General features: G+C 41.1%; 20 protein-coding genes. 3 read left to right on the top strand and 17 right to left on the bottom strand.

Going from position 1 to position 19,896, the window contains the following annotated elements:
- Positions 1-11: 11 nt before the first annotated feature.
- The 4 genes from BM181_RS00095 to uvrC all read right to left on the bottom strand — a co-directional run bounded on the left by BM181_RS00095 (position 12) and on the right by uvrC (position 5,265).
- Complete coding sequence (locus BM181_RS00095; RefSeq protein ID WP_075441312.1) at positions 12-1,397, bottom strand: glycoside hydrolase family 32 protein; 1,386 nt, start codon at positions 1,395-1,397, stop codon at positions 12-14.
- 165 nt (positions 1,398-1,562) lie between these two features.
- Positions 1,563-2,537, bottom strand: a complete 975-nt coding sequence (locus BM181_RS00090) for a LacI family DNA-binding transcriptional regulator (protein ID WP_075441311.1) — start codon at positions 2,535-2,537, stop codon at positions 1,563-1,565.
- A 30-nt stretch (positions 2,538-2,567) separates the two neighbouring features.
- Positions 2,568-3,428 (bottom strand): PHP domain-containing protein, encoded by an 861-nt coding sequence (locus BM181_RS00085; protein WP_075441310.1) that lies wholly within the window; start codon positions 3,426-3,428, stop codon positions 2,568-2,570.
- Positions 3,415-5,265: an excinuclease ABC subunit UvrC gene (gene uvrC / locus BM181_RS00080; RefSeq protein WP_075441309.1), complete on the bottom strand. Its 1,851-nt coding sequence runs from the start codon at positions 5,263-5,265 to the stop codon at positions 3,415-3,417. The genes BM181_RS00085 and uvrC overlap by 14 nt, the downstream gene beginning before the upstream one ends.
- A gap of 283 nt (positions 5,266-5,548) precedes the next feature.
- On the opposite strand from uvrC, the gene BM181_RS00075 reads away from it, so the two are divergent.
- From BM181_RS00075 to BM181_RS00065, 3 genes are all read left to right on the top strand, one after another.
- Positions 5,549-6,958 (top strand): acetyl-CoA carboxylase biotin carboxylase subunit, encoded by a 1,410-nt coding sequence (locus tag BM181_RS00075; protein WP_075441308.1) that lies wholly within the window; start codon positions 5,549-5,551, stop codon positions 6,956-6,958.
- Between the two features lie 140 nt (positions 6,959-7,098).
- Positions 7,099-7,368, top strand: coding sequence for a type II toxin-antitoxin system RelB/DinJ family antitoxin (locus BM181_RS00070; protein ID WP_075428542.1), 270 nt, complete (start codon positions 7,099-7,101; stop codon positions 7,366-7,368).
- Positions 7,361-7,636 (top strand): type II toxin-antitoxin system YafQ family toxin, encoded by a 276-nt coding sequence (locus BM181_RS00065; protein ID WP_075441307.1) that lies wholly within the window; start codon positions 7,361-7,363, stop codon positions 7,634-7,636. The genes BM181_RS00070 and BM181_RS00065 overlap by 8 nt, the downstream gene beginning before the upstream one ends.
- A gap of 22 nt (positions 7,637-7,658) precedes the next feature.
- On the opposite strand, the gene BM181_RS00060 is transcribed toward BM181_RS00065, so the two are convergent.
- The 13 genes from BM181_RS00060 to BM181_RS00005 form a co-directional block, all read right to left on the bottom strand.
- Positions 7,659-8,015, bottom strand: coding sequence for a helix-turn-helix transcriptional regulator (locus BM181_RS00060; RefSeq protein ID WP_075441306.1), 357 nt, complete (start codon positions 8,013-8,015; stop codon positions 7,659-7,661).
- Positions 8,016-8,019: 4 nt separating this feature from the next.
- On the bottom strand, positions 8,020-8,211 hold the full coding sequence (locus BM181_RS00055) for a toxin-antitoxin system HicB family antitoxin (RefSeq protein ID WP_075441305.1): 192 nt from the start codon (positions 8,209-8,211) through the stop codon (positions 8,020-8,022).
- Between the two features lie 70 nt (positions 8,212-8,281).
- The gene (locus BM181_RS00050; protein WP_075441304.1) at positions 8,282-9,637 is read right to left on the bottom strand and encodes a phosphohexomutase domain-containing protein; all 1,356 of its coding nucleotides are present in this window, start codon (positions 9,635-9,637) and stop codon (positions 8,282-8,284) included.
- 28 nt (positions 9,638-9,665) lie between these two features.
- Complete coding sequence (locus BM181_RS00045) at positions 9,666-11,033, bottom strand: mannose-1-phosphate guanylyltransferase/mannose-6-phosphate isomerase (protein ID WP_075441303.1); 1,368 nt, start codon at positions 11,031-11,033, stop codon at positions 9,666-9,668.
- Between the two features lie 236 nt (positions 11,034-11,269).
- A complete protein-coding gene (wzx, locus tag BM181_RS15025; protein ID WP_075441302.1) occupies positions 11,270-12,679 on the bottom strand; it encodes an O-unit flippase-like protein in 1,410 nt (469 codons plus the stop codon).
- Positions 12,669-13,823 (bottom strand): glycosyltransferase, encoded by a 1,155-nt coding sequence (locus BM181_RS00035; RefSeq protein WP_075441301.1) that lies wholly within the window; start codon positions 13,821-13,823, stop codon positions 12,669-12,671. Before BM181_RS00035 ends, wzx begins: the two co-directional genes overlap by 11 nt.
- Before the next feature lie 19 nt (positions 13,824-13,842).
- Positions 13,843-14,373 carry an acyltransferase gene (locus BM181_RS00030; RefSeq protein WP_218150066.1) on the bottom strand — a complete coding sequence of 177 codons (531 nt, stop codon included), beginning with the start codon at positions 14,371-14,373 and terminating at the stop codon, positions 13,843-13,845.
- Between the two features lie 54 nt (positions 14,374-14,427).
- Entirely contained in the window at positions 14,428-15,303 is an 876-nt protein-coding gene (locus tag BM181_RS00025) for a glycosyltransferase (protein WP_143092063.1), read from the bottom strand.
- Positions 15,304-15,329: 26 nt separating this feature from the next.
- Entirely contained in the window at positions 15,330-15,533 is a 204-nt protein-coding gene (locus BM181_RS15020; protein ID WP_143092062.1) for a glycosyltransferase family 1 protein, read from the bottom strand.
- 37 nt (positions 15,534-15,570) lie between these two features.
- Complete coding sequence (locus BM181_RS00020; RefSeq protein WP_075441299.1) at positions 15,571-16,659, bottom strand: EpsG family protein; 1,089 nt, start codon at positions 16,657-16,659, stop codon at positions 15,571-15,573.
- 19 nt (positions 16,660-16,678) lie between these two features.
- Entirely contained in the window at positions 16,679-17,743 is a 1,065-nt protein-coding gene (locus tag BM181_RS00015) for a glycosyltransferase (RefSeq protein ID WP_075441298.1), read from the bottom strand.
- Between the two features lie 18 nt (positions 17,744-17,761).
- Positions 17,762-18,529, bottom strand: coding sequence for a glycosyltransferase family 2 protein (locus BM181_RS00010; RefSeq protein WP_075441297.1), 768 nt, complete (start codon positions 18,527-18,529; stop codon positions 17,762-17,764).
- A gap of 5 nt (positions 18,530-18,534) precedes the next feature.
- On the bottom strand, positions 18,535-19,896 hold a 1,362-nt coding region (locus tag BM181_RS00005), incomplete at its 5' end, for a sugar transferase (protein ID WP_218150065.1).

Genomic DNA, 19,896 nt, shown 5'->3' with positions numbered 1-19,896 from the left:
TTATCTAGCGGTCAATATTGATTGGCCTGTGCCTCCAAGGCGTAAACCTTAGCAACTTCAGCCCCCCAGGGAAGCTGCATCGTCAAATCGTTCTGCCAATAAATCCGTTCGGTAAACGTAAATTCCCCCTCGTTCACAAACAATTCTGCAGAACTATTATCAATATACACCGTCAAATCCAGCTGCGCCGCCGAACGCATGGTGAGCGACCGCTCACCATCCTCCGTCGTACGCCTAAGCATCAGACGCCTGTCCCTCCTATCTATCTCCAAACTAAGCGTCTGCTGTCCATCACTCAATTCCAAAAGCTTTTGCTTGCCATCGGGGATATCCCCAAAAACCAGCTCCACTTCAGCCGTACGTGGTATCGCCAGCTGTTTTCCAGCAGCCAGATTGCCATCCCATAATTTTTTCTCGCGCAGCAGCTGCATTTCTTGAATCGGCCGCTGATATATATGATTATCCTTTATGGATAATTCCCGAGGAATCGTCAAAGCCCCCGCCCAGCCATCTGTCTTTTCATACATGGGCGAATCCCAAGCATTCATCCACGCTACCATGATTCTTCTTCCATCTGGTGCCAGCATGGTCTGCGTAGCATAAAAATCATGCCCATGGTCGATTTCCTCGAACTGGCCGCGAATGAATTCCTTGTCATCTGTAACCTGTCCCAGCATATAGCCCGTCTGATTGAGATTGCGGAACCGATCGCCCTGCGCTTCTAACCCTTGCGGCGACATCAGTAAAACGTCCTGCCCCATCAGAGGGAAGAAATCCGGACACTCCCACATATAACCTTCACTTTTTACATTTGCAGCTTTTGCTAAGACACTGACCTTCTCCCACTGCTTGAGATCCTTCGACTGATAGAGCAGCGCCCGTCCTAAGCCGTCCTGCCCTTGGCTCCCCAGCACCATATAGAAAGTCCCCGCCTCCTGCCAAACCTTAGGATCGCGAAAATGTTTTGTATTATCCGCCGGTACCTGCAAGACCGGATTTCCTTCATATTTTACGAAATGAACGCCATCCTCTGACCACGCAAGGTTCTGATCCTGATAAAACGCCTCGCTGTCTGCAGGGTCGGTCAAATGATGGCCTGTATAGATCAGCCAAAGTTTGTCCTCATAGACAACCGCACTGCCAGAAAAGCAGCCATCCTCCGCTTCATCTGGTGTCAACGCCACAGGCAGCGTCTCCCAATGTACCAAATCCTTGCTCCGCGCATGCCCCCAATGCATCGGCCCCCATTCAGCCGCATATGGATAATACTGATAAAACATATGATAATAGCCTTTGAACCAGGAAAAACCATTGGGATCATTCATCCATCCGCCGCTGGTCATCAAATGATACCCTAGTCTATATCTTTGATTATTCACCCGTATTTTTTCTTTCATCGATTATCCCCCATAGCTTCTTCTTTTTCTCAAACCGGTTCGAGATTTATTCGAAAATACATCGAACCAATATCGAATCGGTTCGATGTATTAATAATAACGCCGCAAATACGATTTGTCAATAGTATTTGCGGCAAATATATAGCATATAATAAAAAATAGGACTCAACAAGTATTGCCATCCAGGATAAACGGATCGATAACCCAAGGACCGTCTTCATACATACCATTGACCATCTGCAGCACTTTACGTACCGATAGCTCCGCCAATTCACGAATCGGCTGCCGCACAGCAGTGATCGGCTCTAACCCCATCCGCGTCACTGCTGTGCCATCATAGGCAAGCAAGCGCAAATCATCAGGGACACGCCGCCCCAGCGCGGCAGCGACATGCAAACACGCCGCAATAGCCAAATCTGCTCCCAGTACGCCATCTACATCCGGATACTGCTGGAATAACTGCTGTGCTGCCGCTGCAAAACTCGGATAATCAAACGCATTCCACGGCATCTCAACCACGTCCACCCTTACCCCATGCGCGTGTAAGATATCTGCCGCATTGAAATGATATTCATTGGCTGGCGTCTGTACCCCTTGATAACCTATGACTTCGACAATATGCCTGCACCCATGCGCCAAAAAGCGCTCCGCCGCCAATTGTCCTCCTTTTTTATGATTGCAATGCACAATCGGAATCCGATCATTCAGATAACGGTCAAAGGCCACAATCGGCTGCTGGACATCTGCATACAGCGAAACATCCAGTGAATGGGCGCCCATGATGATGCCATCCATAGTCCGCCGCTTGAGCATATCCACAAAGGTCCGCTCCCCATTTTCTTTATGCTGCGTACAACATAGCATCATCTTGCAATTCTGGTCATAAAGCGCAGCCTCCAGTGCTTCGATGACCTCACCAAAAAATGGATGCGATACCGATGGCATGATGACACCGATCGTATTTGTCCGGCTAAGAGACAGATTGCGCGCTACCTCACTCGGCACATATTTGAGCTTCTTCATGGCAGCCTCGACTTTTTGCCGTGTGGCTTCCGAAACATAGCCTTTCTTGTTCATGACCAATGATACAGTACTTGCTGCTACCCCTGCTTCTTTCGCTACATCTTTTATCCTAACCATTGCTATCCTCTAATCCCGTGTCTTATCCTATCATTTCCCGCAATGCGCCCTGACCTGGGCAAAGAACTCATACGGCACGGCCATATTATTGTCAATACCTGTCCCGAGTTCGATTCCCGGACGGTTCGTACCATGGAAATCCGTGCCGCCCGTTGGCAGCAGACTGTATTTGTCAATCATGGCCGCAGCAAACGCCTTATCTTCCTCGGTATAGTTTGGATAATAACGCTCCATCCCATCAAGGCCAAGACTATGCAGATAACAGATAGCCTCTTCCTGCTGCTCACGCGTCAAACCCTTGAGGCCGATATTCTTATGGAAATGCGCCAGTGATGTCACGCCACCCGCCTCATGGATAAGCGGCAGCGCTTCCTCGACCGTAATCGTCTTATTGAGCCCGAGTTCAGCAGCCGCCGGATCGAGATAATTATCCCAGAGCGGTTGGGCGCGGTCATACATGTGCAGCGACACCAGATAGCGCATGATGGCATAGCGGTCAAACGGGCCATCATAGGCAAAGGGACGCACCTTCTCTACGGAAATATCTACGCCCTTGTCCCTGACGTAGGCTATGATTTCCTCGATTTTTCCTTCCTTGACCGCGCGGATCTTCTTATAGACCTTCTGAAACGATGGATGTTTTGGATCGAAGCCAAGGCAGACGATATGCACCTTGCGCTCGCCAAAAGTCGCCGCAAGCTCCATGCCCGGGATGAATTCGATACCAGCTTCCTTTGCCGCTGCAGCGGCCTCCGCATTGCCCGCAATAACATCATGGTCGGTCAGCGCCAAAGCCGAAAGGCCACGCTCCTTGGCAAGCCTAACCAGCTCAGCCGGACGGTAGCTGCCATCAGATACCAGCGAATGGACATGCAAATCAACTGTTTTCATTTATATCTTTATCCTTCCCTCGAAATTCCTGTTGTGCCAAAAAGAAATTAAAGACGGCCTCCGCCGCTGGCCGATTCATGCCTGGCGCCGCCATGAGTTCCTCAACCCCAGCCGCCTTGATACGGCTGAGCGTGCCGAAATGCGACCATAGCGCCTGCCGGCGTTTCGGCCCGATACCGACGATATGGTCAAGCACCGAGACAAGATTGCGCTTGCCGCGCAGTTTGCGATGATAGGTAATCGCAAACCGATGGGCCTCATCGCTAATGCGCTGGATAAGGTATAATGCCTGGCTATGGCGCGGCAGTACCACCGGCTCTGACTCGCCCTCACGGAATACGAGCTCAAACTGCTTGGCCAGGCCAACCACCGGCACCTTTTTATGTCCGGCATGCTGGCGGATGATTTCCAGTGCCGATGAGAGCTGACCCTTACCACCATCAATGACGATGAGGTCAGGCAGCTCATTTTCCGGCAGACCGACATAACGGCGCGTTGTCACCTCGCGCATCGACAGGAAGTCATCAGGCTTTCCCTCCGTACTTTGGATCTTGAACCGCCGGTAGTCTGACTTCTTCGGCAGGCCGCCTTCAAAGACGACCATCGACGCCACCGTCTCACTGCCCTGGATATGTGAAATATCGAAACACTCCATGCGGTCAGGCGGATTCCTGAGCCCCAGATAACGCCCGAGCTCCTCGACTGCCCCGCGTGTCTGATCGTTGGCCTGCTTGATGCGTGCAGCCTCATCCGCCAGATATTTCTGCGCATTGCCCGCAGCCATTGCCACGATATCATGTTTAGTCCCACGCTGCGGACACAAAATCTGCACCTTGGCTTTGCGCTTTTTCTCACTGAGCCAGGCTTCGAGCAGCTCGCGCTCAGCTGCTGGCAGCTCCAACGGCAGCAATACCTCGCGTGGAATAAACGCGGCCCGATGATAATACTGCTGCAAGAAAGCCGCAAGAATTGCCTCGTCGCTTTCCTCTTCCGTGCTCTGCAACAGGAAATGCTCACGGCCAATCATCTTGCCTGCACGGATGAAGAAAATCTGCACAACGACGCCGATTTCCGAACGCGCCATGCCCACGGCATCCTGATCGCCCGAACCTGTGACGATATTCTGCTTCTCCGCTACCTTGCGCACAGCCAGCAGCTGATCGCGCAATCGCGCCGCCAGCTCGAAATGATAGGCATCGGCCGCCGCCTCCATGCGGAACTGCAGCTCCCGCTCCACATCATCGGTGCGCCCTTCCAAAAACAATAGCACCGCACGGATCATCGCATCATAATCGTCCTTCTCGACCTTGCCGGCACACGGTGCCAGGCAGCGCTTGATATGGTACTCAAGGCACGGCCGCTCCTGCAGATGCCTGCAGGTCCGCAGCGGGAACAGACGCCGCAGCAGCTTTAGGCTTTCATGAACTGCCGTCGCATTCGTATACGGGCCAAAATAACGCGCCCCATCCTTCAAGACCCGCCGCGTGATGAACACGCGCGGAAAATCCTCCTGCACCGTCACCTTGACGTAAGGATAGCTCTTATCATCCTTGAGACTGATATTATAGCGAGGCCGATGCTTCTTGATAAGATTGCACTCAAGAATCAAGGCCTCGACCTCAGAATGCGTCATGATGATCTCAAAGTCCGCGATATGCGAAACCATCGCCCGCACCTTCGGCGTATGGTTCTTATTCGACTGGAAATACTGCCGCACACGGTTCTTGAGCACCACGGCCTTGCCCACATAAATGATTTTGCCCTGTTCATTCTTCATGATGTAGACGCCAGGCTTATCGGGCAGCAGCTTGAGCTTTTCCTCCACCGTCTCGTTCATCGGCTCACTTCCTTTCCCCTGTATTGTCGTCACTTATAATCGATGCTTCTTATTATACTCCATTTGACCGGTCAAATGAAACGCCAAATCTGTATACAGTATAAATAATTCTTCTAAAGAATTATTACAATAACCGAAAATTATCATTGCATTTATCAGACAACTGTGCTAGAATTCCTTCATGAAGTCTTGTTAGGAACAGGTACTAATACCAGTTACTTGACACTAATAGACTTATTTAAACTTATTTATATTTACTTTGTTAAGTTTAGGAGGTAATCCTATGTTTAAACGCATTCTTATCGCGAATCGCGGCGAGATCGCCGTTCGCATTATCCGCGCCTGCCAGGAGCTCGATATCGAGACGGTAGCCGTATACTCCGAAGCCGACGCCAAGGCTCTGCATGTCCGTCTGGCTGACCACGCCATCTGCGTAGGTCCGGCCGATGCCATGGAAAGCTATCTCAACAAAGCAGCACTGCTCGCTGCTGCCCGCGAGTCCGGCGCCGATGCCATCCATCCGGGCTATGGTTTCCTCTCTGAGGATGCTGACTTTGCTGAGCAGGTCACGAATGCTGGCATTACCTGGATTGGACCGATGCCAGAAACCATCCGCCTCGTCGGCGATAAGGACATCGCCCGCGCATCCATTGCACCCTCGGGCATCCCGATGGCCAAGGGCAGCGATCCGCTGACGAGCAACGAGGAAGCGATGAAGGCTGCTGAGGAAGTCGGCTACCCGGTCATCCTCAAACCGGTCGCTGGCGGCGGCGGCAAAGGCATGTGCGTTGCGCGCAACGAAGAAGACCTGCGCAACATCCTGCACCTGCTCGTCGACATCACGAAGACGAAATATTACTTCGAGCACTATATCGAGCGCTCCCGCCATATCGAGGTGCAGATTGTCGCCGATAACTACGGCGAAGTCCTGCATCTCGGCGAGCGTGAATGCTCGCTGCAGCGCCGCAACCAGAAACTCCTCGAGGAGTCGCCATCGATTGCCCTGACGCAGGATATGCGCGAGCGCGTCGGCCAGCTCGCCGTCAAGGCCGCCAAGAGCGTCCACTACTCCAACATCGGCACCGTAGAATTCCTGCTCGACCTCTCGAACAACGAATTCTACTTCATGGAAATCAACCCGCGCATCCAGGTCGAGCACGGCATCACCGAAGCCGTCACGGGCATCGATCTTGTCCGCACGCAGATCCGCATCGCTGCCGGTGAAGCCCTCGAATTCACCCAGAAGGACGTCACCTTCACGGGACACGCCATCGAGTGCCGCATCAACGCCGAGGACCCGGACAACAACTTCCTGCCGTCCCCGGGCGACATCACGTTCCTGCATGAGCCGAGCGGCCCGCGTGTCCGCTTCGACAGCGGCGTGACGGCTGGCCTTGCCATCGAGCCGTACTATGACTCGATGATCGCCAAGATTATCGCCCATGGCCGCACGCGTGGCGACGCCATCAAGATCATGGAGCGCGCCCTCAAGGAATTCCGCATCGACGGCGTCAAGACCACCGTATCGCTGCACAAGAAAATCCTCAAGGACACCTACTTCCGCACGGGCAACATCGACACCCAGTTCATCAAGAACCGCATGGACGTCTACGAAGCCCTGCCAAAAGATACCAGCGACATGAACGAAGAAGAACTCGCCAACACCATCAGTGAAGGCATGTACTTCGCTTAATCGAATACTGAAACATCGTTCTCTTTTTCGAGAACGATGTTTTTTATTGCACATATATAAAATAAGCACTACAAGTCATTGCGATTTCATTGACTTTACCTACATATCAGCTGTAAAATATACGTATAGGAGGGATCAGTATGGCTACAGCAACAATACAAGTGCGCATGGATTCAGCATTGAAAAAAGAAACCGAAGCTGCACTCAAAAGCATGGGACTCAACATGTCCACAGCAATCCATCTTTTCTGCCGTCAGGTTGTGAACCAAGGGCGCATTCCTTTTGATATTGTCGCCCCCAACATCCCCAATGCAGAAACCAGAAAAGTTTTAGACGACGCTCTGGCAGGAAAGAATCTTAGTCGTTCCTTTTCTACAGTAGACGAAATGTGGGATGACCTGAATGCTTAACGTCCGTTACTCTACAAAGTTCAAAAAAGATTTCAAACTAGCCAAAAAGCGTGGTCTTCCGATGCACGAACTCAAGAAAATCATTGAAACACTTGCATCGGAAAAAGCCTTAGAACCAAAGCACCGCGATCATGCACTTTCCGGCAATTATGCCATGTTCCGCGAATGTCATATCCTGCCTGATTGGTTGCTCATCTACCGCATAGACAACAACGAACTAGAACTACTCGCCTATCGTACAGGAACACATAGTGACTTATTTCAATAACACCGCACAGAAGGCATCGTTCTCATTTCTTGGAGAACGATGCCTTCTTGCTGTCTACCTTCAGATTTTCCTGTAGCTCAAAATCAACCAGCCGCGAAAAGAACTCCTGCTTGGACGCTGGCAAGCGCCGATACCGCTCAAGCAGAGAAATTTCCTCTGGCAACAGACGGCTGTCATCTGGCTGAAAGCCTAACAAATCATCGACACGCACCTGAAACAATGCCGCAATCTTCATCAGCATGACATTATTCGGGCTTCGCTGCCCCGCCTCGTAGTTTGCGTAGGTAGCTCTGCTGATGCCTAGTCCATCCGCTACATCCTGCTGCCGCAAACCACGCGCCGCGCGGATATGCTGGAGATTCTTCGAAAGCTCCGTCATAAGCTCACTTCCTCTGCTTCGTCTCCGGCTTTTCTCCCCCTGCCATGTCTCCAAGCGCATACTCACAGCATTGCTGCACCAGGTTATTGACCGACACATCCTGTGATTTAGCCACCTCGGTCAACCTTTCTAGTAAATCGACTGGCAAGCGAAACGTCTTATTCATCATTTCGGATGATTTCTTGACTACGAACATTCCCTCACCCCCAAAAATATCTTCATAATCACATTCTTGATTCCTCTTTAATCAACGGAAAACACTCCTCTTATGCGCGAATTTTTGCCAGCAACTCTTGTGTTTTGTTTTCCATCAACACTTCATCACGCCGCGTTTCTACATTCAAACGTATAACCGGCTCCGTATTAGATTTACGTAAATTAAAACGCCAATTGGAATATTCTACCGATAAACCATCTGTTTTCGTAACCTTGCCCTGTGATCCATATTCGGCTTCAATCCGTGCTAATACTTCATCAACCTCTTTAACCTTGCTATTTATTTCCCCAGAACAAGGATATCGTTTCATACGTTCCTGCATCAATCCGGATAACCGGATACCATTGGCTTGAGACAATAATTCCAGCACTAAAAGCCACGGAATCATGCCACTATCACAGTAGGAAAAATCTCGAAAATAATGATGGGCACTCATTTCGCCCCCATAAATAGCATTTTCCTTACGCATCTTTTCCTTGATAAATGCATGGCCGCTTTTAGAAATAATTGGTATACCACCATTAGTTATAACAATTTCTTCCGTATTCCAGGTAAGGCGTGGGTCATAGATAATCTTTTCACCGGGATTCTTTTGCAAAAATGCTTTCGCAAGAAAGCCGACCATGTAATATCCTTCAATAAAGTTGCCCTGCTCATCAAACATAAAACAACGATCAAAATCGCCATCCCATGCTACGCCTGCATCAGCACCATGCTTCCGTACAGCTTTTGCCGTTGCATCACGGTTTTCTAAGAGTAGCGGATTAGGAACCCCGTGAGGGAAACTACCGTCCGGTTCATGGTGAACCTTTACTAACTCAAATGGCAAGTATTTTTCCATCACATCAAGAATTGGCCCTGCTGCACCATTACCAGCATTGACAACCACTTTCAAAGGTTTCAGTTTCGTCACATCCACATAGGACAAGATATGCTTCACATATCTTTCCGTAATGTCTATCGATTCTACTTTACCATAAATTTCTGCCATAGCAGGCAGTTCACCATCTGCAACCTGCTGCTTCAAATCCAGCAGACCGGTATCCCCAGAGATAGGCCTTGCCTCCTGTCGCACAAACTTCATGCCGTTGTATTCTCGCGGATTATGACTGGCAGTAATCATCACGCCGCCATCGAGTTTCAAATGGAACGTCGCAAAATAAATCATCTCCGTACCGCATTGACCGATATCAATAACATTACAGCCCGATTCCACTAAACCTTGTATCAAGGCTTTTTTTATTGACGGTCCAGACAATCGGATATCATGACCAACAACTACTCTCTTTGCGGCAAATAACATTGGAAAAAATCTACCAATCCTATAAGCGATTTCCTCATTGATTGTTTCGGGATAAATCCCCCGAATATCATACGCTCCAAACGCTTTTGTGCAATAACTCATCAAATCATTCCTTACGCATTAAAAAGTATCAATTAGACAATCTCACAATATCATCTTCGCTAATATAAGCGCCATTCTGAATTTCAATGAGCTCCAATGGTATTCTTCCGGGATTCGACAACTGATGTTTTACTGTCTGCGGAATAAATACAGATTCTTCCTCATGAATAAACATACGTTCTCCATCTCGTATAACTTCCGCAGTACCACGCAGTATAACCCAATGTTCCGTCCGATGATAATGCATCTGCAACGATAATTTTTTTCCCGGCATAACCCGAACTTTTTTCATGCAATACCCCTTCCCCTGTCCAATAATGGATGAGGTTCCCCATGCATGATAAATCGTCGTATGTTCAACAGCCTCCTTACGGTGCATAGCCTTAAGCTTTTCCACTACATCTTTGACCTTTTGTGATTCCCCCTTTTTTGCTACGACGATTACATCATCGGTTTCTACCAGCAACAAATCGTCAAGACCAATACCGGCAATCAAACGGTCGCGTCCCATGATCAAGGAATCCTTGCATTCAAGCGCTAAAACATCGCCTTTCACTGCATTGCCATCACCGTCCTTGGGTAAAATATCATACATAGCGTCCCAAGAACCAATGTCATTCCAATAACAAAGCAGTTCCACCATGCATACGTTACGCGAACGCTCTGCTACAGCATAATCAATGGAAATTTCTGGCAACTTATTGAAATTAGCTAGCATATAATCATATCCCCTAGCCATTTGCTGGGCTATTTCTGGTTGATATGCTGTCAATTCTTGTGTAATAGTTTTTAGAGAAAATGCAAACATACCAGAATTCCAATAGTAATTCCCTGCCTCCACATATTTTTCAGCAGTCGCTAAATCTGGCTTCTCTTTAAAAGAAGTTACTAGCCTAGCATTACCACACACTTTCCCGGCTTCAATATAACCATACCCTGTTTCCGGCTGTTTAGCCGGGATACCCAAGGTAACAACCTTGCCTGTTTCTGCTGCCTGCTCGGCTGCCTTCACACATTGCTGAAATTTATCCAATGGGCGAATCACATGATCAGCCGCAGCCACTAACAAAATTTCCTCTTCATCACAGCCTAAAGCAGAACGGCAAAATTCAGCACTCAAAGCAATGGCTGGAGCCGTATTTCGAGCTACTGGCTCTAATAAAACATGAGCATCTTCTGCATGACACTCACTCAGCTCATTTTTCACATGATACAGATATTTTTGATTGGTAATGACAATAATATCCTCAGCTGGAATAAACGACATAAATCGTTTTACCGTATGCGCTAGCAAAGAGATATCATCCTCCAATCTCAAAAATTGTTTTGGATAAGACCTGCGGGATAACGGAAATAATCGAGAACCACCACCACCGGCCATTATTATTATTTTCAATACTTTTTCACACCTTTATAATTAAATTCACAGTTAAGAAACTGCTATATTATGGCACACCTATAAAAAACCATACATAAGGTTAGCATTTAATAAATTACATTCCTTTGCCATGTATTACTGCAAGCTTGTTTTAAATGTACGAAGTTTATTTTTAACATATCAAGAAGGCAATACACCAGTTTCTTATCCAAGTCCATAATCAGTGAAGTACAACTTCACCTTCTACACACTTTTTATCTACGGATATATTTAATAAAAGTTAGTCGTATCCATACAACCCCATTATTTAAGATAGTATATTCTGATGTGTTTAAATATTTATTTAAATATAATGGCCATTTCCAGTTATTATATAAGCATTGAATGGTAAGTGGTGCAAGAATCAGTCCCCAAATACCTAAATTAAAAAAGGACATCATCATCCAGGCAAAAAAAATTCCCAGAAAACTCGAAACTATAAATGCCGAAGTGTATGGTAACTCATTTAATGACGATATAAATGCAGCCGACAAGCGATGTCTATCTATTAAAATTAAATGAATAGACAATACCACGAATACACACCTATCAATTAAAAAATTTGGTTTTATATACTGAATTATCGGTATCCCTAAACAAATAAATACAACAATAGATAATAAAGTAATAATATAATAAGAAACCACAGATTTCGAAATAACTGTTGTTGCTGATAATAAATTATTATTAGCAAACATTGAACGTACTGCTGGCATATATGAAGAACTCATACTGCGGGCTATCTGTACTATTGCATTTATAATTTGTAACGATACCGAATAAATTCCTGTATCCGATAAGGTTAAAAACGCACCACAAAGCAAAACGCTTGCTTGACCAGTTATATACTGTGATATTGTTACTAGCCCATCCCGCCAAGCATTGTGCCATAATATTTTTACAATTTCAAAAGGTTTATACACATAATTTTCATATTCTACGTTTGAATTTTTCCGCACTTGGAAAGAAACGAAATATTTACATAAAATCCGTTGGATAAAGCCACTTAAAAGATAGGATACTGCCAAACCTAATAATCCCCATTGCATAATTAATGCAACAATCCCTCCAAATAGCATAACAACTCTTGCTATTACCTTTGCTTGGTTCATTTTTTTTATATCTCCAATTCCTTGAAGAACTGCAACATAATATCCTATATATAAATTAAAGAATACTGCAATAATATACACCAGCCATGCAAGTAAAATTTCATTATGTAATGATCTAGGTACTATATTATATAAATATAAAGAACCACCTGTACACATAATTAATGTAGCAATGCTTGCTAAAAAAAAATAAATCATCTTACAAGCTTTAATGATAGATTTAATCAAATTAATATTGGGTAATGATTCTTTTCTTACTAACGATATTCCTTCCTTTTTTAATTCCGTTACACCGCTCCATGCATAACTTACTCCTCTCGAAAATTGAGAAGAAAATCCAAAATCAAATAATGTAACTAAGCCTCCAATACTAACAAAAATATACCAAATCCCCAATAACTCATTAGATAAATAATGTAACAAAAAAGGCAACCATATAATTTGTGAAGATATTACAAGAAAAACACCTAAATAATTCCAAATAATATCTGATTTTTTAGTTTTAATTTCCATTTTTTACTCTCAATAAAATCGAATGATATATATTATATATATCATTTTTTAAAGTATTTATATCATAATTATCTATTGATGCCTGCGGTTGTAGATAAGAAGGTTTATAAATTTCTGCAGCCCATTCACGAATAGATGCATCTTTTTTCATCTGAACAGTTTTGTTGCTAAATAATATGTCTGTTGGTATTGCATCTGAAACAATGACTGGTATGCCTACAGCTTGTGCTTCAAGAGCAACTAATGAACATGATTCAGAAATAGATGGCTGTAAAAACACATCAATACTTGAATAGAACATAATCATCTTATCCGTAGGTAGGCTCCCAATAATTATCGATTTTTTCTCCAATTTATACTGAATTATCAAATCCGATATTTTTCTTCTCTCCGGGCCATCACCAACTAAAATCAAAAAAGAATTGTTATTGTATTTTTGATATTCGAAAAAAATCTCTACAAGTTTGTCAAATTTTTTTATTTGTACAAATCGTCCTGCTCCACCAACTACAAAGGCATTTTCTGGTATATTAAACAATCGTCTAGCATGTTTTTTATCAAGTGCTTTTATATATTTTTTTATTAAAAATACATTTATACGATTTCGCAATAAATAGCAATTATTTATATTATAATATTTATTTATGCGATTCAATTGTCCTTTTGTTACGGCCACTGGAAAAAAATTAATATACCGGCATAATATTTTAGTAAAACATCTTATAAAACAGGAAAATCTTAGCGGGTCTGAATGCATAGTATGTATCCATATAGGAATTCTAGAAACCAAAAAAGGAATAAACAGCTTAATCTGTATAGGAGTAATATGACTATGTATGATATCCGGGGAGATTTCCATTAGTTTTTTATAAATCAAATATTGATCTATAATTCTATTCTTAACTTTGTTTAAAATTTTACGAATAATATTATTACCATTGTAACCTTCTGTAGAATGTAAATATACAATGGGAATATTTTCTTTATCTAAAAGTTGTTCATAACTAGAATTACTTTTGCTTGTTAGCACCAATAGCGAAAATTTAATCTTCTTATCATTTTTCATAAGAATCAATGTATCTGTAATAATCTTTTGTGCTCCACCAGCTCCCATATGTTCTATAATTTGAAGTACCTTTTTCATTTCTGTCCTTTTCCCATTATTATTTGTTTTTTAACTCAATATCTTCTTTTAATAAATAATTCTTTTTTTCAATATCAGTCATTAGTTTAGTGTATAATAATTTATATTTATTTTTTCCATAATAATCATCTACAGTTTCAATAACACGTGCTGGAATACCAACTGCGATAGAATTCTCCGGTATACTACGCGTAACAATTGCACCGACTCCAATAATAGAGTTTGAACCTATTGACACGCCTGGCAAAATAATAGCATTAGTTCCTATATGAACATTATCCCCTATCGAAATTTTCCCGAACAAATCAATTTCTTTATGACGATTAATACTAGGAAACTCTCGCAAAACCCAGACACCACCATCATGTGTTATCATCTTTACGCCATTATTAACTCGAACATGATTCCCCAAAGAAATCAAATATGGTTCTGATCCAAAATCTGCATCAGGATGTACAAAACAACGTTCACCAATTCTTGTACCTTCCCCCCTCCAGTAATCTATTGTATTTTTTTTCTTATTCCACTTATCTAATATCCATTTCAACAAAATTAACAACTCCCAATTATATAATCGAAATATTTGATAGTATATATTTATCCTTTATGTCATTAATTCCAAGAATTTACAAGTAACATCATTGATATCATATCCTTTTTCCTTCATGATACTATTATAAATATTTCTTTTTATATCTTTAGATAGCGTCATTTTTTTCATTGCTGTATTTGCCCAAATCAAAGCATCATCCTCTAAGCTTAGAAATTCAATAAGATCTGTTACTTGAACATCACGTGTAATTGTATCTGCAATAATACATGGCAAACCGGTACATTGTGCTTCAATAATCACATTTGGCATACCTTCATAATAAGATGGAAAAATAACAACATCCAGTGCCATCATAATATCTGGAATATCTTTTCTAACCCCAGCAAAAATAACCGAGTTTTCTATCTTTAATTCATAAACCTTCTTTTTTATATCCTCTAATAACATTCCCGTACCAACCAGAAGCAAAACCGCCTCAGAGTCTTGTTTACATATCTCTTGAAATATCTTTAATAGAAATATATGATTCTTTTGTTTTACAAACCGACCAACATGCCCGTAAACATGTTTATTTGAAACATTAAATTCTTCTCGAATCATCTTTCTTCTTTGTATAGAAAAAATAAACTTATCTAACTGCACTCCATTATTTAATATCACTGCTTGTTTTTTATAAACGCAGCCTTTACCAAACATCCATTCTGCAGCTAGAACAGATGGCGATAACTTCACATTAGTCACTACTTTTGCAAAAGGTTTAAAAATGTAATGCAATACTGTGTAAGATATTTTTCCATCACCGACTTTTGTATTAGTGCAACGTAAACCTATTTTTTTTGCTCCAGCCATTCTTGCTATTAATAACATAATCGAATAAACAGAAAATGGAACAGACAAAAGAACTGATTTATATCCTCCGCCTTTCACAACAGTATAAACATCATAAAAACATTTTATAGGATTTTTTTTACAGGTGTTATAGGATATATCTTGCCACCTCGATTAATAATCTCTTTATCATAATATCCATTTTTCCCAGCATATGTTAAAAAATCAAACTGATATTCTTCAACATTCATTGTTCGATATAGTTTCATAAGTAATGTTTCTGCTCCACCTGTGTCCATATTTGCAATAAGACATAATACTCGTTTCACATATATCCCCCCATACAATAGTAAAAAAATGTAACCACTAATATAAAAAATAATATATTCTGTCTTTAGGTAGATTTTGAATCATATAAAAAAATTGAAGCGTTAACACGATGATAAATATTGGTATAGCGAACATCCTTGCCACTTTTCCCATTCCATAAAAGAAAATCGGAACTAGCAAACAGATAAAAATCGTAAAAGTATATCCTATTCGTCCTATAATCGCCACATCATATTGAATGCATAATATTAGCCCTGAGAGAAAAACAAGCATAGCAAACCATAACACACATTGACTATTTAATTTATTATCAATTTCTTTATCAAGAGAAGTATTTCCAGTATGATACTGCCAAATACTAACAAGAGAAATGAATATATATGCTACACCTCGAATTACAGAACCTATTTTGCTACTTTCAACATCATGTACACTTCCTATATATAGCAAATATTTTTCTGGAAGGATTGATGCTACAGCCATCAATCCAGCATCATGTACCAAAAAAACAACATATACGCATGACATTATCACTAAAAATATTTTTTTCATATTTAATGGTTGTAAAAAGACCAACGGAAAAAACAAATACGCCGTCATATGAAACGATCCAGCTATCATGACAAACAATATTGCTATATATTTTTTGTTTTCAATAATATAATTTAATGCAATTAACAAGATAGAAGTCGCTAAGCATTGTCTTATTGTATTTACATTAGAAATAAAAAAACCTATTCCATTAAACACAATCAGCGATAAATAAATATTACATGAATATTTATTTATAAACCAACATAAAATTCCAATACTTAATCCTGCAATAGAAATAAATAAATATCTAACATCCCCAAACAAAGTATATACTATTTTATTAAATATGATATAGCCATATTCCATATCAACGCAGTCTAACCATCCGTTGCCATGTACTCCGATAATTTCAAATGCAGAAACATAAGTATATGTATCTGCCCCAGTATATATTCCTCGAAACCCCAAAACCGTAATCATTGGTATTGCATTTAATAGAATATAGATTTTCTTGAATTTATTTTTACAAAGCAACAGAAAAAACAAGGCTAAAATAATGCTCCATCCATATAGAAAAATGTATATTTCCATTATTTACCTCTGTTTTCCATTATCCATTTAATTCATCAACAATTTTAGCAAAAGTTTTTTTATAACTTTTATATGAATATATCTTTTCGTACGTATCTCTAGCATTTTTTACATATTCTCTCTTATTATTAAATATTTGCATAATCTTTTCATTAATAACTTCAAAAGAGTATGAATTTATTATTTCTCCATTTTTACCTTCAATCACAAATTCATTAAAGCTACCAACACGTGATGCAAGAACTGGTGTACCAGCCATAAAAGACTTCCCTAACACCCCGCTCTGTGTACTAGATGTATATGCCGTCCACACGCAAAAACTATCCAAATAGTAATGATTAATTTCCTCATTACTCAAATCCCTTCCAGACTGTATAATTAATGTTTTATCTTCAATCATAGTCTTAACATATTTATCATTGTTTATTAAATTATTAATATCATTTCTAGTTGCTATAAGAAACTTCGCTTTACCATTTATCTCGTGGATTTTTTTTATAGCTTTTATATATTCTAAAAAAGCATGTGATTTACTAATATTTCCAATATATGAAAAAAATATCTTCTTCCCAATTCTTATATCTTCACTTCTTATTTCATCATCAAAAATCAGAGGAATCAATCGTACATTAGAGTTGTACATACTATAATACTTCTTATAACTATTCATTCCCTGTTGCGAAGCTACTAAAACTAAATCACTTAATCTACATATGTATTTAGATATAATTCCAGCAATAATAATTTTTGCTGCGCCTACAAAAGATTCATGATATAGTCTCCTCATCCCCAAATCCGATTCATGTAATACATATATAATCTTTTTCCCCTGTTTTCTCCATAATCTTGCTATTCTAACATTCTCTACAGCAAAATTTACAAAAATAATCAAATCATATTTACTTATTTCATTTTTAGGAATATCCGTATATATTTTTTGCCTATTAAACTCTCCGAATTCTTTATATTTTTCATCTATCAAAAAACTAACATCAGCACCAATCATCCTGCATAAATTACCATATCCTCCCATATGCGATATAAATGCTGGAGAAAAATGCATCGAGGAAATCACAATGTTCATATTTTCTTTCACTTCATTTCATTTTATGTGTTTTTGAATAGCTCTTATAGCATAAAATGCTAAGTAATACAAAGAAGAAAAAAAAGATAGATTTTGATCTTTTCTATAGACATCCCAAGTCCACTTTATGCTCTTAATTTTATTACTTGATAATGAATTTAAACTTTTCCTATAAGCCGCTAAATCTTCATTAATAGAATATGCATAACCATTATTTTCTTTTAAAATATTTAGCCATGTTATATAATCTTCATGACGCTTATTAGGCATCATAATATTAGGGTATGCAGCATGATCAATCATGACAGTTAAACAACCAATATCATTACCTTTCAATAATTTTTGATAATTAACATATGGCTGTGTTTTAATAACCTTAATTTTACCATTATTTTCCGTATCCAAGTGATGATACCAAGTATAAGAAAAACTTACATCATTTGTCTTCATAAAACTCATTTGTCTTTCTATCTTTATTTCCGACCAAACATCATCACTATCTAAAAATGCTAAAAACCTCCCTTTTGCTTTTTTTATGCCAATGTTTCTTGCTTCTGCAACTCCTCGATTACTATTTTGCCTGATTAAACATATTCTTTCGTCATCAAATGACAAAACAACATTTATTGTATTATCAGTTGAGCAATCATCTATAATAATCAATTCCCAATTTTCATATGTTTGTTTCAACACCGACTCTATACTATCTGAAATTGTATTATCACTATTATATGCCGGCATTATTATAGAAACCATATCATCTAAAAATTGATTAAAAGTCTCCATAGTACTTAAAAGTCTCCATAAATATTATTGCCAATATCATACTTTTCTAAATTCAGCGGTTTCTGTCCAACACCAGCACCTTCTGTAGCACTCTTAGTAAACAGAACCTTCACCGTCTGAATGATAATTGCTAAGTCTGTCAGCAGTCCGCATTTTTCGATATACATCAGGTCATAAACCAGCTTATCGAAAGCAGTTGTATTGTATTTCCCATAAACTTGGGCCATGCCTGTAATGCCAGGTTTGACATTATGGCGATAGGCATATTCTGGTGTTTCCTTGACAAATTGTTCCACAAAGAAAGGCCGCTCCGGTCTGGGGCCGACAATACTCATATCGCCGATGATTACATTCCAGATCTGTGGCAATTCGTCAAGTCTTACGGCACGTAAGAATCTCCCCAGCTTAGTGATTCTAGGGTCATTTTCCTGTGCCAGCATTGGCCCCGTGTATTTTTCTGCATCTACCCGCATGGTGCGGAATTTGTAGACGCGAAATTCTTTTCCGTTCTTGCCAGTCCGAATCTGACTGTATAGCATAGGACCAGGATCGAAGATTTTTATTGCTATCCCTGTGGCAATCATAAAGGGCAGAGCGCAGATAAAGCCGATACCTGCTACTACGATATCCATCATTCGTTTTAGCGTACGCACCTCTAAGCTGGGATTAAGACTTTGTGGGCGAAATACGGGAATATCATCAATCTTGTCCAGTTCTGCACCTGTGCAAAAGATTTCGTAGGTATTAGGAATCAATAGTGTTGTTTTCCCCGTCTGATGACAGTGATTAATCACAGCCACTTTGTAGCGATGACGCATCCCAGGGCAGAGGATGATCACATCGATATCTTCTGCTGCCTTACGCCAGTCGCTTGACTCTATATCTGTACAAATGTATTTGAGTTTGAGATTCAGCTGTGGTTGTACGCGCAATCGGTTATATACATGCTCGCACTCCTCAGCACTTCCCATCAGCATTACAGTGCGTTGTGCATGCAACTTCTGCTCTAATTGCCAACCAATATACCGCCAAGCGATAAGCATGATTCCCTGCAAAATAGAACATATCGCAATCACCATTCGCGAATACGAAAACTCATGCATAAAAAAACTCAATGCAGTAACGAGAATAAAGGTACATAGTGTAGCCACAGCCGTGCTTAAAATAATTTCTGCAAAACGTTTTCTACCAATAGAATACAAACCATTGATATTCAAAAGCAAACTACTGATAATCAAGATTATCGGCAGCATCCCCGAATAAAGATACATATTGCTAACGATAATATCACGATCCAGAGCTATGCTTGTGGCAATAATATAAGCAGCAATAATAAGCGCTACATCACCTAGGAATAATATTAACTT

This window comes from Pseudoselenomonas ruminantium (assembly GCF_900113715.1).
In the GTDB taxonomy this organism is placed as follows: Bacteria; Bacillota; Negativicutes; order Selenomonadales; family Selenomonadaceae; genus Selenomonas_A; species Selenomonas_A caprae.
The sequence above is the reverse complement of the archived record's forward strand: the minus strand, read 5'-3'. Positions and strand labels throughout refer to the sequence as shown.

What these genes read in the sequence shown, in the direction of transcription:
- BM181_RS00095 (WP_075441312.1), bottom strand. Translation starts at nt 1,397, where the DNA reads ATGAAAGAAAAAATACGGGTGAATAATCAAAGATATAGACTAGGGTAT.
- BM181_RS00090 (WP_075441311.1), bottom strand. Translation starts at nt 2,537, where the DNA reads ATGGTTAGGATAAAAGATGTAGCGAAAGAAGCAGGGGTAGCAGCAAGT.
- BM181_RS00085 (WP_075441310.1), bottom strand. Translation starts at nt 3,428, where the DNA reads ATGAAAACAGTTGATTTGCATGTCCATTCGCTGGTATCTGATGGCAGC.
- uvrC (WP_075441309.1), bottom strand. Translation starts at nt 5,265, where the DNA reads ATGAACGAGACGGTGGAGGAAAAGCTCAAGCTGCTGCCCGATAAGCCT.
- BM181_RS00075 (WP_075441308.1), top strand. Translation starts at nt 5,549, where the DNA reads ATGTTTAAACGCATTCTTATCGCGAATCGCGGCGAGATCGCCGTTCGC.
- BM181_RS00070 (WP_075428542.1), top strand. Translation starts at nt 7,099, where the DNA reads ATGGCTACAGCAACAATACAAGTGCGCATGGATTCAGCATTGAAAAAA.
- BM181_RS00065 (WP_075441307.1), top strand. Translation starts at nt 7,361, where the DNA reads ATGCTTAACGTCCGTTACTCTACAAAGTTCAAAAAAGATTTCAAACTA.
- BM181_RS00060 (WP_075441306.1), bottom strand. Translation starts at nt 8,015, where the DNA reads ATGACGGAGCTTTCGAAGAATCTCCAGCATATCCGCGCGGCGCGTGGT.
- BM181_RS00055 (WP_075441305.1), bottom strand. Translation starts at nt 8,211, where the DNA reads ATGTTCGTAGTCAAGAAATCATCCGAAATGATGAATAAGACGTTTCGC.
- BM181_RS00050 (WP_075441304.1), bottom strand. Translation starts at nt 9,637, where the DNA reads ATGAGTTATTGCACAAAAGCGTTTGGAGCGTATGATATTCGGGGGATT.
- wzx (WP_075441302.1), bottom strand. Translation starts at nt 12,679, where the DNA reads ATGGAAATTAAAACTAAAAAATCAGATATTATTTGGAATTATTTAGGT.
- BM181_RS00035 (WP_075441301.1), bottom strand. Translation starts at nt 13,823, where the DNA reads ATGAAAAAGGTACTTCAAATTATAGAACATATGGGAGCTGGTGGAGCA.
- BM181_RS00020 (WP_075441299.1), bottom strand. Translation starts at nt 16,659, where the DNA reads ATGGAAATATACATTTTTCTATATGGATGGAGCATTATTTTAGCCTTG.
- BM181_RS00015 (WP_075441298.1), bottom strand. Translation starts at nt 17,743, where the DNA reads ATGAACATTGTGATTTCCTCGATGCATTTTTCTCCAGCATTTATATCG.
- BM181_RS00010 (WP_075441297.1), bottom strand. Translation starts at nt 18,529, where the DNA reads ATGGAGACTTTTAATCAATTTTTAGATGATATGGTTTCTATAATAATG.